Annotated in this window: 18 protein-coding genes; 13 read left to right on the top strand and 5 right to left on the bottom strand. The window is 64.2% G+C overall.

All coding sequences use genetic code 11. The features are described from left to right. The first annotated feature begins 6 nt into the window (after positions 1-6). From H6P80_RS07815 to H6P80_RS07800, 4 genes are read left to right on the top strand one after another with little or no spacing between them, the layout of a single operon-like run. Positions 7-759, top strand: a complete 753-nt coding sequence (locus H6P80_RS07815; RefSeq protein WP_185800728.1) for a HesA/MoeB/ThiF family protein — start codon at positions 7-9, stop codon at positions 757-759. Next, positions 747-1109, top strand: coding sequence for a peroxiredoxin (locus H6P80_RS07810; protein ID WP_185800727.1), 363 nt, complete (start codon positions 747-749; stop codon positions 1107-1109). Before H6P80_RS07815 ends, H6P80_RS07810 begins: the two co-directional genes overlap by 13 nt. Positions 1110-1122: 13 nt before the next feature. Beyond that, complete coding sequence (locus H6P80_RS07805) at positions 1123-1533, top strand: MAPEG family protein (RefSeq protein WP_185800726.1); 411 nt, start codon at positions 1123-1125, stop codon at positions 1531-1533. 2 nt (positions 1534-1535) lie between these two features. Further along, the gene (locus H6P80_RS07800; RefSeq protein WP_185800725.1) at positions 1536-1859 is read left to right on the top strand and encodes a hypothetical protein; all 324 of its coding nucleotides are present in this window, start codon (positions 1536-1538) and stop codon (positions 1857-1859) included. A 3-nt stretch (positions 1860-1862) separates the two neighbouring features. Here the strand turns inward: H6P80_RS07800 and topA are convergent, their stop codons facing one another. The 3 genes from topA to plsY form a co-directional block, all read right to left on the bottom strand. Then, a complete protein-coding gene (gene topA, locus H6P80_RS07795; protein ID WP_185800724.1) occupies positions 1863-4445 on the bottom strand; it encodes a type I DNA topoisomerase in 2583 nt (860 codons plus the stop codon). A gap of 79 nt (positions 4446-4524) precedes the next feature. Then, positions 4525-5610, bottom strand: a complete 1086-nt coding sequence (gene dprA / locus H6P80_RS07790; protein WP_185800723.1) for a DNA-processing protein DprA — start codon at positions 5608-5610, stop codon at positions 4525-4527. Beyond that, positions 5603-6262, bottom strand: a complete 660-nt coding sequence (gene plsY / locus H6P80_RS07785; RefSeq protein ID WP_185800722.1) for a glycerol-3-phosphate 1-O-acyltransferase PlsY — start codon at positions 6260-6262, stop codon at positions 5603-5605. The genes dprA and plsY overlap by 8 nt, the downstream gene beginning before the upstream one ends. Before the next feature lie 85 nt (positions 6263-6347). Here plsY and murI point away from each other — a divergent pair, with 85 nt between their 5' ends. The 3 genes from murI (at position 6348) to H6P80_RS07770 (ending at position 8723) form a co-directional block, all read left to right on the top strand. Beyond that, positions 6348-7145 (top strand): glutamate racemase, encoded by a 798-nt coding sequence (murI, locus tag H6P80_RS07780; RefSeq protein ID WP_185800721.1) that lies wholly within the window; start codon positions 6348-6350, stop codon positions 7143-7145. A gap of 82 nt (positions 7146-7227) precedes the next feature. Next, entirely contained in the window at positions 7228-8442 is a 1215-nt protein-coding gene (gene hemA / locus H6P80_RS07775; RefSeq protein ID WP_185800720.1) for a 5-aminolevulinate synthase, read from the top strand. A gap of 2 nt (positions 8443-8444) precedes the next feature. Next, positions 8445-8723 (top strand): YdeI/OmpD-associated family protein, encoded by a 279-nt coding sequence (locus H6P80_RS07770; RefSeq protein WP_185800719.1) that lies wholly within the window; start codon positions 8445-8447, stop codon positions 8721-8723. Positions 8724-8751: 28 nt separating this feature from the next. Here H6P80_RS07770 and H6P80_RS07765 read toward each other — a convergent pair whose 3' ends face one another. Next, positions 8752-9633, bottom strand: coding sequence for a DUF5694 domain-containing protein (locus H6P80_RS07765; RefSeq protein ID WP_185800718.1), 882 nt, complete (start codon positions 9631-9633; stop codon positions 8752-8754). 155 nt (positions 9634-9788) lie between these two features. Here H6P80_RS07765 and H6P80_RS07760 point away from each other — a divergent pair, with 155 nt between their 5' ends. The 6 genes from H6P80_RS07760 to rpsD all read left to right on the top strand — a co-directional run bounded on the left by H6P80_RS07760 (position 9789) and on the right by rpsD (position 14309). Then, complete coding sequence (locus H6P80_RS07760; RefSeq protein WP_185800717.1) at positions 9789-10346, top strand: PadR family transcriptional regulator; 558 nt, start codon at positions 9789-9791, stop codon at positions 10344-10346. 75 nt (positions 10347-10421) lie between these two features. Further along, complete coding sequence (gene rpiB / locus H6P80_RS07755; protein ID WP_185800716.1) at positions 10422-10880, top strand: ribose 5-phosphate isomerase B; 459 nt, start codon at positions 10422-10424, stop codon at positions 10878-10880. Next, complete coding sequence (gene glyA, locus H6P80_RS07750; RefSeq protein WP_185800715.1) at positions 10877-12202, top strand: serine hydroxymethyltransferase; 1326 nt, start codon at positions 10877-10879, stop codon at positions 12200-12202. Before rpiB ends, glyA begins: the two co-directional genes overlap by 4 nt. Beyond that, the gene (nrdR, locus tag H6P80_RS07745; RefSeq protein ID WP_185800714.1) at positions 12203-12664 is read left to right on the top strand and encodes a transcriptional regulator NrdR; all 462 of its coding nucleotides are present in this window, start codon (positions 12203-12205) and stop codon (positions 12662-12664) included. Beyond that, on the top strand, positions 12661-13389 hold the full coding sequence (locus H6P80_RS07740) for an RNA methyltransferase (protein ID WP_185800713.1): 729 nt from the start codon (positions 12661-12663) through the stop codon (positions 13387-13389). Before nrdR ends, H6P80_RS07740 begins: the two co-directional genes overlap by 4 nt. Positions 13390-13694: 305 nt before the next feature. Then, positions 13695-14309 (top strand): 30S ribosomal protein S4, encoded by a 615-nt coding sequence (gene rpsD / locus H6P80_RS07735; RefSeq protein ID WP_185800712.1) that lies wholly within the window; start codon positions 13695-13697, stop codon positions 14307-14309. A gap of 66 nt (positions 14310-14375) precedes the next feature. On the opposite strand, the gene H6P80_RS07730 is transcribed toward rpsD, so the two are convergent. After that, on the bottom strand, positions 14376-14858 hold the full coding sequence (locus tag H6P80_RS07730) for a MarR family winged helix-turn-helix transcriptional regulator (RefSeq protein ID WP_185800711.1): 483 nt from the start codon (positions 14856-14858) through the stop codon (positions 14376-14378). Positions 14859-14932: the final 74 nt, after the last annotated feature.

The following is a 14932-nucleotide window of genomic DNA, read 5'->3' as shown; positions in this document are numbered from 1 at the left end:
GACGGCGTGACGCTCAGTGACGACCAGCTAGACCGCTATGCCCGCCATATCGTCCTCAAGGAGATTGGCGGCGACGGGCAGCAGAAGCTGCTCGGCGCGACGGTCGCCATTATCGGCGCGGGCGGCATCGGATCGCCGCTGATCCAGTATCTCGCCGCGGCGGGGATCGGGCGGCTCAAACTGATCGACGACGATATGGTCGCGCTCTCCAACCTCCAGCGTCAGACGCTGTTCGGGACGGCGGATGTCGGCGCGCCCAAGGTCGCGAAGGCGAAATCGGCAATCGCCGCGCTCAATCCCGATGTTGCCGTCGATACCGTCGAGGCGCGGCTCGACGAGACCAATGCCGAGAATTTCCTCTCCGGCAGTGACGTCGCCATCGACGGGTCCGACAATTTCGCAACCCGGCTGCTTGTCGCGGACACCGCGCATCGCCTGCGCATCCCGCTCGTCTCCTCCGCCATCGGCCAGTTCGAGGGGCAGCTTGGCGTGTTCCGGGGTTGGGAGGCCGACAAGCCCTGCTACCGCTGTTTCGTCGGCGCCGATCCCGACCGGCCCGATATCAGCTGCGCCGACCAGGGCGTGCTCGGCGCGCTGGCGGGGGTGATGGGCAGCCTCGCGGCGCTGGAGACGATCCGGCAGATTGCCGACTTTGGCGAAGACATGGCGGGCAAGCTGTTGCTCGTCGATGCGCTCTCGATGCGCTTCCGCAGCCTCGCTTTGCCCAAGGACCCGGGATGCCCTTTATGCGCGGCCTGACGATCATCCTTACCGGCACCGACCCCGAACGCTTCTATTCGGCGCTTTCAATCGCCGCCGCCCACGCCGCCAGCGGCGGCCCCGCCTGTATTTTCTGCGAAGGCCGCGCCGTCACGCTGCTCGCCGAACGCTCTCCGGCGCCCGATGATGCCGGCCGCCATGCCGGCGGCCTTCCCACCCTTGCCGAGCTGCGCGCCGAAGCCTCGGGCCTGGGTGTGGGGCTGATCGCTTGCCAAGGGGGCATGGCGCTGTCAGGTCTGGAAATCGGCCAACTCGGCCCCGGCGTCGAAGCCGGCGGCCTTGTCAGCCTGATGACGGGCCTTGGCGACGACCGGCTCGTCACGCTTTAGGGGAGGAACGACCATGACATTGCCCGTTACCGCAGCCCTCGCAGTGGCCATGGCGGCGCTGCTCCTGTTGCTGGCGATCGATACGGTGCGCCAGCGGCTGCGCGTGCGCGCCGCTTTCGGCACGGCCGATGACGAACGTTTGGAGCGCGCCAGCCGCGCCCATGGCAATCTCGCCGAACATGCGCCGCTGGTGGTCATCCTCGTCGGCTTGCTTGAGATGAGCCGGGCCAATCACATGGCGTTGCTGGCAATCGCCGGCGTCTTCATCATCGCGCGCGTCCTCCATGCGATCGGCCTCTATATGAAGGGGCCGGAAAACGGGCCGCCCTGGCCGCGTTTCGTAGGTGTCATGCTGACCTGGGCGACCATCGTTGTGCTGTGCGGATGGACCTTCGTGATGCTGCTCGGTAACCTCGCCGATTAGCGGTGGCGATACTCGTCCCCCTGCTCATCCTCCTGCAAGGAACCACGGACCTGCAGGCCGAAGCGGCGGCGCAGAACGATGCGCTCAACCAGTGTATCGAGCGCGAGGTGCGCGGCGCCGATGCCGACCTGCAGGGCGATGCGCTGGCATCTTATGTCACGGACGCCTGCGCGGAAGAGCGCATGACGCTCAGGAGCACGGCGATCGCGTTGATGACGGGCGCCGGGCGGCAGCAGGAATCCGCCGAGAGCTTTTTCGACACCAATTATGCCCGGCATCTCGGCGAACTGCTGATCGAGATCCAGGCGGATATGGAAGGGCGCTAGGCCCTAGCCTTCGTCCGTCGCGTCCGCTGCCTTCTTGGGCTTGGCGGCGGCCTTTTTCTTCGGCGCGGCCTTCTTTTTCGCCGCCGGCTTCTTCTTGGCAGGCGCTTTGCGCTTCTTCTTCGCCGGTCCCTTGGCCGCGCGGTCGTCGATCAGCTGCGCGGCTTCTTCGAGCGTAAGCTCGTCCTTGTCGACGGTCTTGGGGATCGTCGCGTTGGTCGTGCCGTCGGTCACGTAGGGGCCGTAGCGGCCGTCCATCAGCTTAATCTCTTCCTCGGTGCGCGGGTGCTTGCCGAGAATCTTGAGCGGCTCGCGCGCGGCGCCCCTGCCGCGCCCGCCCTTCTGCGCCGCCTCGGCAAGCTTCACGACCGCTGCGTTCATGCCGATTTCGAAAACGTCGCTCGTCGTTTCGAGCCGGGCATATTTGCCGTCGTGGCGCAGATAGGGGCCATAGCGCCCGATCGCCGCCTCGATATCGTTCCCGGTCTCCGGATGCTGGCCGACGACGCGCGGCAGTGACAACAGCTTGAGCGCCATTTCGAGATCGACATCGGCGCGCGGAATATCCTTGGGGATCGAGGCGCGTTTCGGCTTTTCGCCCTCGCCCTGCCCCATTTCCACATAAGGGCCGAACCGCCCGGTCTTGAACTCGATATCCTCGTCGGTCTCGGGATCCTTGCCCAGAATCTCGTCCTCGCCCTGATCGGGCTGATCGCCCCCGCGCTGGCCGAACTGGCGCGTATATTTGCATTCCGGATAGTTGGAGCAGGCGATAAAGGCGCCGTACCGGCCGCCCCGCAGCGCCAACTTTCCCTCGTTGCAGCGCGGGCAGAGACGCGGGTCCGATCCGTCTTCCTTTTCCGGGAAGAGAAGCGGTTCGAGAAACTTGTCGAGTTCGGCGGTCACTTCGGAGGGCTGGCGTTCCATCACCTCGTCGGTCTTCGGCTTGAAGTCCTGCCAAAAGGCCTTGAGAATTTCCTGCCACTGCGCCCGGCCACCCGAGATATCGTCGAGCTCTTCCTCCAGCCCCGCGGTGAAATCATAGCTCACATAGCGGTCGAAAAACCGCTCGAGGAAGGACGTGACGAGCCGGCCGCTTTCTTCGGGGAAGAAGCGGTTCTGCTCGATACGGACATATTCGCGGTCCTTGAGCGTCTTGATGATCGAGGCATAGGTGGAAGGCCGGCCGATGCCGAGTTCCTCCAGCCGCTTGACGATGCTGGCTTCGGAATAGCGGGGCGGCGGCTGGGTGAAATGTTGTTCGGCCTCGACGCCCTTCTTCGCGGGCGCATCGCCTTCGGACATGGCGGGGAGGAGCTTGCCGTCCTCGTCGTCCTTGTCGTCGCGGCCCTCGGTATAGAGCGCCATGAAGCCGGGGAATTTCACGACCTGGCCGGTGGCGCGCAGCGCGGTCTGCCCCGTGCCCTCTTCCATTTCCACGGTCGTGCGTTCCAGCCGGGCCGACGCCATCTGGCTCGCCAGCGCGCGTTTGAAAATGAGATCGTAGAGCCGGGCGTGATCGCCGCCGCCGGCCTTGTCGCGCCCGAAATCGGTCGGCCGGATCGCCTCATGCGCTTCCTGCGCATTCTTCGCCTTGGTCTTGTAGACGCGCGGCTGATCGGGGACGTAGCTCGCGTCATAGCGGTTGGCGATCGCGCCGCGCGCGGCCGAAATCGCCGATCCGTCCATCTGAACGCCGTCGGTACGCATATAGGTGATCGCGCCGTCCTCGTAGAGCGCCTGGGCGAGGCTCATCGTATGGCTCGCCGAGAAACCCAGCTTGCGCGAAGCTTCCTGCTGCAGCGTCGAGGTCGTGAAGGGCGGCGGCGGGTTGCGCGTCAGCGGCTTCGTTTCGACCGAGACGACCTTGAAAGCGCCCTGTTCGACATCGGCCTTGGCCGCCATCGCGTCGCCTTCGGTGCCGATCGTCAGTCGCTCGATCTTGTCGCCGCGCCAGCGGACGAGCCGCGCGGTGAAGCCGGTGCCGTCCTGCTCCATCGCTGCGGCGACCGACCAATATTCCTGCGCCTTGAAGGCTTCGATCTCGCGCTCGCGCTCGACGATCAGGCGGAGCGCAACCGATTGCACCCGGCCCGCCGATTTGGCGCCCGGCAGCTTGCGCCACAGCACGGGCGAGAGCGTGAAGCCGACTAGATAGTCGAGCGCCCGGCGCGCGCGATAGGCATCGACGAGATCGTCGTCGATCTCGCGCGGATGGGCGATGGCTTCGAGCACCGCCTGTTTCGTAATCGCGTTGAAAGCGACGCGCTCGACCTTTGCAGGCAGCGCCTTGCGGCCCTTGAGTACTTCCTGGACGTGCCAGCTGATCGCCTCGCCTTCGCGATCGGGGTCGGTCGCGAGGATCAGTTCGTCGGATTGCTTGGCCGCGTCAGTGATCGCCTTGAGCTGCTTGGTCTTGTCGCCATAAGCCTGCCATTTCATGGCGAAGCCGTCGTCCGGATCGACCGAACCGTCCTTGGGCGGCAGATCGCGGACATGCCCGTAGGATGCGAGGACCTTATAGTCGCCGCCCAGATACTTCTCGATGGTCTTCGCCTTGGCGGGCGATTCGACGACAACTAACTTCATAAAGCGGATTTCTTCCAAGAATTGTGGAGGCGTCTCTTACGCGCGCGAGGATGCGATGCAAGCCCGGTTCGTCAAGCGATTATGTCAGACTCACCTTCCCGCCCGCATGTCGTTCGAGCCTTCCAGCCAGTTCCAGCTCCAGCAAAACCGTCTGGACGATGGCCGGCGAAAGCCCTGCCTGCCGGACGATTTCGTCGACCGACACCGGCACCGGACCGAGCAATTCGGTAATCGTTTCGCGGTCGCTATCGCTCGCATCCGGCAAGACCGGCTCGCCCGAATAGTCCGCGCCCGGCTCCCGCACTCCGCCGATATTGAACGGATCGAGCGAGGCGATCACATCTTCGGCGCTCTGGATCAGCGCCGCGCCGTCCCGGATCAGCTGGTTGCAGCCCTGTGCGCGCGGATCGAGCGGCGAGCCCGGCACCGCCATCACGTCGCGCCCGAATTCGTTGGCCTGGCGTGCGGTGATCAGCGAGCCCGATTTGGGTGCCGCCTCGACCACGACCGTTCCCCTGCCGAGCCCGGCGATAATCCGGTTGCGATAGGGAAAATGCCGCGCCTTGGGCTCGCTGCCCGGCGGCTGTTCGGCGATCAGCAGGCCGCGCTCCGAAATCGCGACCTGCAGTTCCTCATTTTCCGGCGGATAGAAGATATCGGTGCCGCCCGCGATCACGGCGATGGTGCCGCTTTCGAGCGAGCCGGTATGCGCGGCCGTGTCGATACCGCGCGCAAGACCCGAAACGACGACATAACCCTCCGCGCCCAGCCGGAAAGCGAGATCGCGCGCGAAACGGCGGGCGGCGGCCGAGGCGTTGCGCGCGCCGACCATGGCGATGATCGGCTTTTGCAGGAGCGCCGCCTCTCCCCGTATGATGAGCGCGGGCGGCGCCGTCGGGATTTCCGCCAGCGCCGCCGGATAGCCGGAATCGCCGAGAAACAGATAGCGGGCACCGAGCCGCGCGACATTCGCCATTTCGGCTTCGATCGCGTCCATGTCCGCTAGCTTCGGCGCCCTGCCCCCGCCGCGCCGTGCAAGATCGGGAATCGCGTCGAGCGCCGCCTCGGCGCTGCCGAAGCGCATCATCAACTGGGCATAGGCGACGGGGCCGATATTGCGCGAGCGGGCGAGCCGCAACTTTGCGGCGTCGCCCATCTCAGCCATCTTCGGGCCGTGGTTTTTTCGAGCCGCCGACCTTGGGTTCCTCGCGGCGAAGGAGACGCCCGATATTGCTGCGATGCTTCCACAGGACGAGCAGCGCCAGCGCGCCGAACAGGAAGAAGATGCCCAGGTCGACGCGCACGAACGCGGCGATCGGCAGCGCCACCGCCGCGCTGATCCCGCCGAGCGAGGAGAAGCGGAACAGCGCCACCATCGCGAGCCAGACGAGCGCGAAGACCAGCGCATAAATCCAGCCCAAGGCCGCGGCGATGCCGAGCAGGGTCGCCACGCCTTTCCCGCCCCGGAATTTCAGCCAGACCGGATAGCAATGGCCGAAAAAGGCGCCGACCGCGGCCAATCGCATCATGCTTTCCGGGTCTCCGCCAAGCAGCGGCGCGAGCTTCACGGCCGCGAATCCCTTGGCAACGTCGAGCAGCAGGGTCGTCGCCGCCAGCCCCTTGCGGCCGGTTCGCAGCACATTGGTCGCGCCGATATTGCCCGATCCGATCTGGCGGAGATCGCCCGCGCCCACGGCCCGCGTCAGCAGGATGCCGAAGGGCACCGAACCGAACAGATAGCCGCAAAACAGCGCCAGCGCCGGGGCAAGCCAGAGCGGATGATCGAAAATGGCGAAATCCTTTCCCTGTCCGCTCATAGCGCGCGAACCGCGCGGAGCAATATGCCGGTCTTTGCAGCGGGCTTATTGCAGCGATGTGGCCTTCGCCATATGTCATCGCGCAATGGACGCTTCCCAGCCCCTGCTCTTTCTCGATCCCGGTGTCGGCGGGCTGTCGATCCTCGCCCCGGTGCAAGAGCTGCTGCCCAATGCGCCGATCGTCTATGCGATGGACCAGGCCGGCTATCCCTATGGCCAGAAGACCGAGGCCGAGCTGACGGGCCGGGTCCCCGCGCTGCTCGGCAGGCTGATGGAGCATGTCGATGCCCGGCTGATCGTGATCGCCTGCAACACTGCCTCGGTGATCGCGCTGGATCCGGTACGCCAGGCGCTCGACATTCCGATCGTCGGCACGGTGCCCGCCATCAAGCCCGCCGCCGCACTGTCAAAATCCCGCGTTTTCGGCGTGCTCGGCACGCGCGCCACGGTCCGCCAGCCCTATGTCGACAATCTCAGCCGCGAATTCGCCGGCGATTGCACGGTGATCCGCCATGGCAGCCACGAACTCGTCATGCTCGCCGAGCGGAAATTGCGGGGGGAGCAAACCGCGATTGCCGACTACGCCGCGATCCTGGACGGCCTCTTCTCCCAGCCGCGCGGCGAGGAGATCGACACCATCGTCCTCGCCTGCACGCATTTCCCGCTTGTCGAGACGGAGCTTGCCGAAGCCGCCGGGCGGCCTATCGCCTTCGTCCATGGCGGCGAAGGCATCGCCCGGCGCGTCGCGCAATTGACCGAAGGCCAGCCCTGGCCGGATGCCCCGCCGCCCGGCCGCGCGATTTTCATTTCCGACGGCAGCGACACGACTCCGCTGAAACCCGGGCTCGAACGCTACGGCATCACCGAATTTGAGGCGCTTTAGGGCTTATTGCGAGTCGTTCGCGCTGGAAATGGCCGATTTCAGCCATTAGATGGGCCACAACCGTATCCCCGGGGGAATTGTTTTGGATTATCAGCGCGTTTTTTCGAAAGCGATCGAGCGGCTTCACGAAGAAGGCCGCTACCGCGTGTTTATCGATATCCTGCGCAACAAGGGCGCCTATCCCAATGCGCGCTGCTTTGCGGGTCATAACGGGCCCAAGCCGATTACCGTATGGTGTTCGAACGATTATCTTTCGATGGGCCAGCATCCCAAGGTGATCGAAGCGATGGAGGAAGCCCTCCACGATGTCGGCGCGGGATCGGGCGGCACGCGCAATATCGGCGGCAACACCCATTATCATATCGAGCTCGAATCGGAGCTTGCGGACCTTCACGGCAAGGAGGGCGCGCTGCTCTTCACGAGCGGTTATATCTCGAACGAAGCCACGCTTTCCACGCTCGCCAGGATCCTGCCCGGCTGCATCGTCTTTTCCGACGAACTCAACCATGCGTCGATGATCGCGGGCATCCGCAATGCCGGCTGCGAAAAGCATGTCTGGCGGCACAACGATCTCGCGCATCTCGAAGAGCTGCTCGCCGCGGCCGATCCCGAGGCGCCGAAGCTGATCGCCTTCGAAAGCGTCTATTCGATGGACGGAGACGTCGCGCCGATCGCGGACATCTGCGATCTTGCCGACAAATATAACGCGCTGACCTATTGCGACGAAGTTCATGCCGTCGGCATGTACGGCCCGCGCGGCGGCGGCATCACCGATCGCGATAATGTAGCCGACCGGGTGACGATCATCGAAGGCACGCTCGCCAAGGCGATCGGCGTGATGGGCGGCTATGTTGCCGCCGACCAGATGATCGTCGATGTGATCCGCAGCTATGCGCCGGGCTTCATCTTCACCACTTCGCTCTCGCCCGTGCTCGTCGCCGGTGCGCTCGCCAGCGTGAAGCATCTCAAATCGTCGAGCGAAGAACGCGATGCGCAACAGGCCTCGGCGCAAACGCTCAAGGCCATGTTCGCCGAGGCCGGCCTGCCGGTGATGGATTCGACCACCCATATCGTCCCGCTGATCGTCGCCGATCCGGTGAAGACCAAGCGGATCAGCGATATCCTGCTCGCCGAATATGGCGTCTATGTGCAGCCCATCAATTATCCGACCGTGCCGCGCGGCACCGAACGGCTCCGCTTCACGCCCGGCCCGACCCATAACGAGGCGATGATGCGCGAACTGACCGACGCCCTCGTCGAAATCTGGAGCCGGATGGAGCTGCGGCTGGCGGCCTGAGCATGACCCGGCCGGTTTCGAAAGACTTTCGTCACGAGACCCCGGCCGATCTACGCGCCGTTCTCGACAAGGACGAGCATCTCCGGACCAAATGGGAAGATCTGACTTCATTGGCGCGCAATGAATGGATCTGCTGGGTGACCTCGGCCAAGAAGCAGGAAACGCGCGAGAAACGCTTCGGACGCCTTCAGGAAGAGATACTGGACGGCAAGCGTCGCCCCTGCTGCTGGCCGGGCTGTCCCCATCGCAGGGAGTCCGCACAAAAATGGTTCGATCGCTGATCGCCCCGGTGCGCGGCCCACGAACCGGCTAGCGCGAAACCGCCGCGGCCGCCGCCTCCAGATACGGCATCGGATCGACCGCGACATAGCCCGGCGCATTTTCGGCGAAATGGCTCAGCCAGTAGCGATGGCCCGCGCCGACCAGCACGAATATCCGGTCGCCGGGTTCGGCAATCAGCCCGATTTTGGCGAACATCTTGGCGTTGCGCATATACCAATAGGCATTGAGCTCGGCGCCCGGCTGCGTTTCACCGTCGCCGATGGCGAGCATACCGTAATAGAAACTGCTGTGTCCCGCGCGGTTGGCGGCGCTGTCATTGCTCGACATCAGGTTTTCCGGGATACTGTGATCGCGCTGAAAATCGCTCATGGCCGCCACTTCGGCCTGGATATACGCAAGCAATCCGTCGACGATTTCCCGCTGGCCGTGCGCGGCGGCATAGCTTTGTACGGCGTCGAACGGGAAATAGTCGGGCTCCCCCTCGCCGCCGCGTTCGTCAAAACCGTAAACCGCCTCATGACCAAGCCGGTGGGCCAGACGATAGCCGATCTGGACGATCTCGTTGCGCCGTTCGCCCAGCATGGCGGGCGTAAATTCCCGATACCCGGCGACTTCGAAGTTCGGCGCCCCCGCTTCGGTTTCGATCAGGATCCGCGTCGGCCGCCATGCCGCGATGGCATCGACCAGAGCTTCGATTTCGGCCTGGCGGTGCGGCGCGAGCACGTCGTCGACGTCGACATTGGCGAGGTCGCGACCGGGATTGGCAAAATGATAGGTGCCGAAGACCATCACCTCGACGGGCGCCGTCTCGGCCGGGACATCCGCTTCGTTCTCACCGGTCGCTTGCGACCATGCCGGTGAGCCCAGCGCCACAAGGCCGATGGCTGCCCAAATCCCACGAAATCGCATATCGAAACCCTCCTTGCCGTGTTACCGCAGTAATACAGTTAAAGCCCGACAAGGCAATATGAATCGAGCCGGGGCGAAAACCCGCGTCAAATAACAGGCGAAAAGCGGCCGCTTCTTTAGTTTCGATTTAATACTATTCGCACGATAAGAGCCGCATGGCGCGGCTTGATCCCGATACGCCCACCGAATTGGAAGGCTGTACGCTCGGTTTCATCTGGCGCGAACAGCCGTGCACGGCCTATCAAATCCGCGCCGCTTTCCAGGCTTCGCTGACGTCCAGCTGGAGCGCCAGCACGGGATCGATCTACCCGCTGGTTCGCAAGCTCGTCCAAGCCGGCCTCCTGTCGCAAGGCGCGGCCGAGGCGGATCGCAGGGGCGCTCGCATGCTTCGGCTTACCCGCGCGGGAGAGAAGGCGTTGCGCCGCTGGATCGTTTCGGACGCCGGCTGGCTGGGCGACTCGATCACCGATGCGATCCGCCTGCGCTGTCATTTTCTCGCGCTATTGCCGTCGAGCGAGCGCATTCCGGCGCTGGAATCGTGGATCGGACGGACCCGGGAAACCCTGGAGGCCCTCGATTTGCGGATCGCCGAATATGGGCGCCTGGGCGATACCGAGGAAATCTGGGCGCATCGCGGCGCGCGGCTGCAGATCGCGGCGAGAATGGAATGGCTGAAACAAATCCGCGCGGAAATGTGGAAAAACCCACAATAGGTGGTGGCGCACGGCGGCGCGGACGACTAAATGGCCTCCTGAAAGCGCCGCACCAACGCCTCCGGGAGGCTCCACATGCCGCACAGCATTGCCATCGCGTCCGACCATGCCGCCGTCGAACTGAAATCCATACTCCTCGGCTGGCTCGAAGAGCAGGGCCATAGCGTCAAGGATCTCGGCCCCTATTCCACCGATTCGGTCGATTATCCGGATTTCGGATACAAGCTCGCCGAAACGGTTGCCGAGGGAAATGTCGATTTCGGGGTCGCGCTGTGCGGATCGGGGATCGGCATCTCGATCGCCGTGAACCGCAACCCGGCCTGCCGCTGCGCGCTCGTCTCCGACAATCTTTCCGCGCGCCTCTCGCGCGAACATAATGATGCAAACGTCATCGCCATGGGCGCACGGCTGATCGGCGTCGATACGGCCAAGGATTGCCTTGCCGCCTTTCTCGCTACTCCCTTTAGCGGCGATCGCCACCAGCGCCGCGTCGACAAACTCTCACAGCCCTCCGCGGCAAAGGAAAACGCATGAGCACCAACATCGCCGAGCTTCAGGATAGCCCGACCGACGCGCAGCCGGACGGCTTCTTCACGCGCGGCCTTGCCGAGGCGGATCCCGAGATCGCCGATGCCATCGGCAAGGAACTCGGGCGCCAGCGCGACAAGATCGAGCTGATCGCGTCCGAGAATATCGTCTCGAAAGCGGTGCTCGAAGCCCAGGGCTCGATCCTCACCAACAAATATGCCGAAGGCTATCCGGGCAAGCGCTATTATGGCGGCTGCGAATATGTAGATATCGTCGAAACGCTGGCTATCGAGCGGGCGAAGAAACTGTTCGGCTGCGATTTTGCCAACGTTCAGCCCAATTCGGGCAGCCAGATGAACCAGGCGGTGTTCCTCGGCCTGCTGGAACCCGGCGACGCCTTTATGGGCCTCGATCTCAATTCGGGCGGGCACCTGACCCACGGATCGCCGGTCAACATGTCGGGCAAATGGTTCCGCCCCATTCCCTATGGCGTGCGGCGCGACGACCAGATGCTCGACATGGACGAGATCGCGGACATCGCACGCCGGGAGAAACCCAAGCTCATCATCGCCGGCGGCACAGCCTATTCGCGGATCTGGGATTTCCAGCGCTTCCGCGAAATAGCCGACGAGATCGGGGCCTGGCTGATGGTGGACATGGCGCATTTCTCCGGCCTCGTTGCCGGCGGCGCGCATCCCAGCCCCTTCCCGCACGCCCATGTCGCAACCACGACGACGCACAAATCGCTGCGCGGCCCGCGCGGCGGCATGATCCTGTGGAACGACCCCGACCTTACGAAGAAGCTCAACATGGCGGTCTTTCCCGGGCTGCAGGGCGGCCCGCTGATGCATGTCATCGCGGCCAAGGCCGTCGCCTTTCAGGAGGCGCTGCAACCGGAATTCCGCACCTATGCGCACAATATCGTCGAAAATGCCCGGGCCCTTGCCGATGCGCTCAAATCGCAGGGGCTCGATATCGTATCGGGGGGTACCGACAATCACCTGATGCTCGTCGACCTGCGTCCGAAGGACGCGACCGGCAAGGCCGCCGAGCATGCGCTCGATCGCGCCGCCATCACCTGCAACAAGAACGGCATTCCCTTCGATCCGCAAAAGCCCTTCGTCACCTCCGGCATCCGGCTCGGCACGCCGGCCGGCACGACGCGCGGTTTCGGCCCAGCCGAATTCCGGGAAATCGGCGGGTTGATCGCCCAGGTCGTCGAAGGCCTGCGCACCAATGGCGACGAAGGCGACGGTCAGGCCGAGGCCCATGTCCGCGAGCGTGTCGCCACCCTTTGTGATCGGTTCCCGATCTATCCGGGCATCTAGATGCGCTGCCCCTTTTGCGCGCATGACAGCAGCCAGGTGAAGGACAGCCGTCCTACCGAAGACGGGGCGACGATCAGGAGACGGCGGCAATGCGACGGGTGCAGCGCGCGCTTCACCACCTTCGAACGCGTGCAGCTGCGCGAACTCACGGTCATGAAGAGCGAGAATCGGCGCGAACCGTTCAACCGCGACAAGGTGCATCTTTCGGTCACCCTCGCCTGCCGCAAGCGCGGGATCGAGCCCGAGCGGATCGACCAGCTCGTCTCGGGGCTGCAACGGCAGCTGGAAACCAGCGGCGAGACCGAAATCGATTCCAGCCGGATCGGCGAGATGGTGATGGACGCCCTCCAGCAGCTCGACAGCGTCGCCTATATCCGTTTCGCCAGCGTCTATAAGGATTTCCGCGAGGCCAAGGATTTCGAGGAGTTCGCCGGTACGGTGAAGGATCTGTTCGAGGAATGACGGACGGCGCGGCACTTCCCCCCGTCATCGTCCTCGTCCGGCCGCAGCTCGGCGAGAATATCGGCAAGGCGGCGCGCGCTATGCTCAATTTCGGGCTGAGCGAGATGCGGCTGGTTTCCCCGCGCGACGGCTGGCCCAACGAGACCGCCTATCCCGCGGCTTCCGGAGCGGACATGGTGCTTGAAAAGGCGGAAGTTTGCGAAAGTGTCGCGCAGGCGACGGCGGATTGCGGGCAGGTGTTCGCGACCACCGTGCGCAAGCGGGGCGTGGACAAGCCGGTGGCGACGCCGGCGGAAGCGGCCGCCACAATCCGCCAACTTCCAGCCCGCTCGGCGATCCTTTTCGGCCCCGAACGGTCCGGCCTCGACGCAGAGGATGTCGCGCTCGCCCGCACCATCGTCACCGTGCCGATCAACCCGGAATTCAGCTCGCTCAACCTCGCCCAGGCGGTGATCCTGATGGCCTATGAATGGTCCAAGGGCGAAGCGCTCGCCGTGCCTACCCGCACCGAGGACGAACTCCCCGCCCCCCAGATCGAGCTCGAACGCATGATCGAGCATTTCGAGACCGCGCTGGAACCGACCGGCTTTTTCTACCCGCCCGATCGCACGCCGACGACCAAGCGGGCGCTGCGCACGATCCTCACCAAACCCGGCTGGACGACCCCCGAAATCCGCACCCTGCGCGGCGTGGTCGCCGCGCTGGAGAAGAAGCGGCAGGATTAGGCGTTCGATTTTTGTCAGAAACTTCCTGGCGGAAGTTCGCCGCACCGGCCCACGCCCCCGCCCGGCCTCCCACAGGGTAAACTCATTGGGAGGCCGGGCGGGGGCGTGGGCCGGTGCGGGCGCCTGAGGCAAAGCCGAAGGTCTGACAAAACACGCAAAGCTTGACTTTACGGCCCCGAATCGCCAGATGCGCGCCTTCGCAATTGGCCCCGCACCCCGGTGAAGTGGTGGCCGCGTCCAGCATAGTCGGCAGGGCGGTGCGTTCCGGGACACTGACATAAACAAGCAAATTGGAGACATGCATCATGTCGAAGCGCCAGAGCGCCAAATATAAACTCGACCGCCGGATGGGCGAAAACATCTGGGGTCGCCCGAAATCCCCGGTGAATCGCCGCGAATACGGCCCCGGCCAGCACGGCCAGCGCCGCAAGGGCAAGCTTTCCGATTATGGCGTGCAGCTGCGCGCCAAGCAGAAGCTCAAGGGCTATTACGGCGAAATCACCGAAAAGCAGTTCAAGCGCGCCTATACCGACGCCAATGCGATGAAGGGCGATACCTCGCAGAACCTCATCGGCATTCTCGAGCAGCGGCTGGACATGATCGTCTATCGCGCCAAGTTCGCGCCGACGATCTTCGCCGCGCGCCAGCTCGTCAATCACGGCCATGTCCGCGTCAACGGCGTGAAGTGCAACATCCCCTCGCGCCGCATCCAGCCGGGCGAAGAGGTCACGTTGCGCCAGAAGGCCCAGGAAATGGCGCTCGTTCTCGAGGCCCAGAGCCTCAACGAACGCGACATACCCGATTATGTCGTTCCCGACGGCACCGCCAAAGTGGTCTTCACGCGCATCCCGACGCTCGACGAAGTCCCCTATCCCGTGAAGATGGAACCGAACCTCGTCGTCGAATTCTATTCGCGCTAGGCTTTCGGCAGTACCGAATTGAGAACGGGCGGCTCCGCGGGGCCGCCCTTTTTTTATTGCCGCCTCTCAGCGCATATATAACTTGGCAAGCAACCGCCTGAGCTCGACGAGCTCGGCCCGGGTGAGATTTTCGGTGAACTTCTTGTCGTGGGCGGCAACCAGCCCGGCGATGCGATCGAGCCGGGTCCGCCCCTCGTCGGTCAGGTAGATGCCGTAGGAGCGGCGGTCGGCGGGATCAGAGCGCCGCTCGACACAGCCGCGCTCGTCCCAGTAATCGATCGTCACGGTCGTCGCCGAACGCGAGAGGCCAAGCGCATCGGCGAGTTGGACTTGCTGGAGCCCCGGATTGCAACCGATCAGGTTGAGCATCGAGAAGCGCAGCGGGGTTACCGTCTTGTCGTCGAGCGTGTTCCCGAACGAGGCAAAATCGATGACGTTGGCGCGCTTGATCGCGAAGCCCGTCAGCTCCGACAGCAGGCCGTAGTCGAGCGTCGAATCGAACAGCTCCAATGCCCGGCGTTTCCGCGTTCGCTTGATTTTCGTTGCCATAGGCTCCTGCCCTAATCCGACTTCGCGTCCCTTTCAAATCGCCTTGGAAAGCCTGTTTCATGCCCGCGCGAGAT

The sequence above is a fragment of the Parasphingopyxis marina genome (genome assembly GCF_014237875.1).
Classification (GTDB): Bacteria; Pseudomonadota; Alphaproteobacteria; order Sphingomonadales; family Sphingomonadaceae; genus Parasphingopyxis; species Parasphingopyxis marina.
This window is presented reverse-complemented; position numbering and strand designations above follow the sequence as displayed.

Coding starts and splice junctions, on each gene's coding strand:
- H6P80_RS07810 (WP_185800727.1), top strand. CDS start 747: ATGCGCGGCCTGACGATCATCCTTACCGGCACCGACCCCGAACGCTTC.
- H6P80_RS07805 (WP_185800726.1), top strand. CDS start 1,123: ATGACATTGCCCGTTACCGCAGCCCTCGCAGTGGCCATGGCGGCGCTG.
- topA (WP_185800724.1), bottom strand. CDS start 4,445: ATGAAGTTAGTTGTCGTCGAATCGCCCGCCAAGGCGAAGACCATCGAG.
- dprA (WP_185800723.1), bottom strand. CDS start 5,610: ATGGCTGAGATGGGCGACGCCGCAAAGTTGCGGCTCGCCCGCTCGCGC.
- plsY (WP_185800722.1), bottom strand. CDS start 6,262: ATGAGCGGACAGGGAAAGGATTTCGCCATTTTCGATCATCCGCTCTGG.
- murI (WP_185800721.1), top strand. CDS start 6,348: ATGGACGCTTCCCAGCCCCTGCTCTTTCTCGATCCCGGTGTCGGCGGG.
- H6P80_RS07770 (WP_185800719.1), top strand. CDS start 8,445: ATGACCCGGCCGGTTTCGAAAGACTTTCGTCACGAGACCCCGGCCGAT.
- H6P80_RS07765 (WP_185800718.1), bottom strand. CDS start 9,633: ATGCGATTTCGTGGGATTTGGGCAGCCATCGGCCTTGTGGCGCTGGGC.
- H6P80_RS07760 (WP_185800717.1), top strand. CDS start 9,789: ATGGCGCGGCTTGATCCCGATACGCCCACCGAATTGGAAGGCTGTACG.
- rpiB (WP_185800716.1), top strand. CDS start 10,422: ATGCCGCACAGCATTGCCATCGCGTCCGACCATGCCGCCGTCGAACTG.
- glyA (WP_185800715.1), top strand. CDS start 10,877: ATGAGCACCAACATCGCCGAGCTTCAGGATAGCCCGACCGACGCGCAG.
- nrdR (WP_185800714.1), top strand. CDS start 12,203: ATGCGCTGCCCCTTTTGCGCGCATGACAGCAGCCAGGTGAAGGACAGC.
- H6P80_RS07740 (WP_185800713.1), top strand. CDS start 12,661: ATGACGGACGGCGCGGCACTTCCCCCCGTCATCGTCCTCGTCCGGCCG.
- rpsD (WP_185800712.1), top strand. CDS start 13,695: ATGTCGAAGCGCCAGAGCGCCAAATATAAACTCGACCGCCGGATGGGC.
- H6P80_RS07730 (WP_185800711.1), bottom strand. CDS start 14,858: ATGGCAACGAAAATCAAGCGAACGCGGAAACGCCGGGCATTGGAGCTG.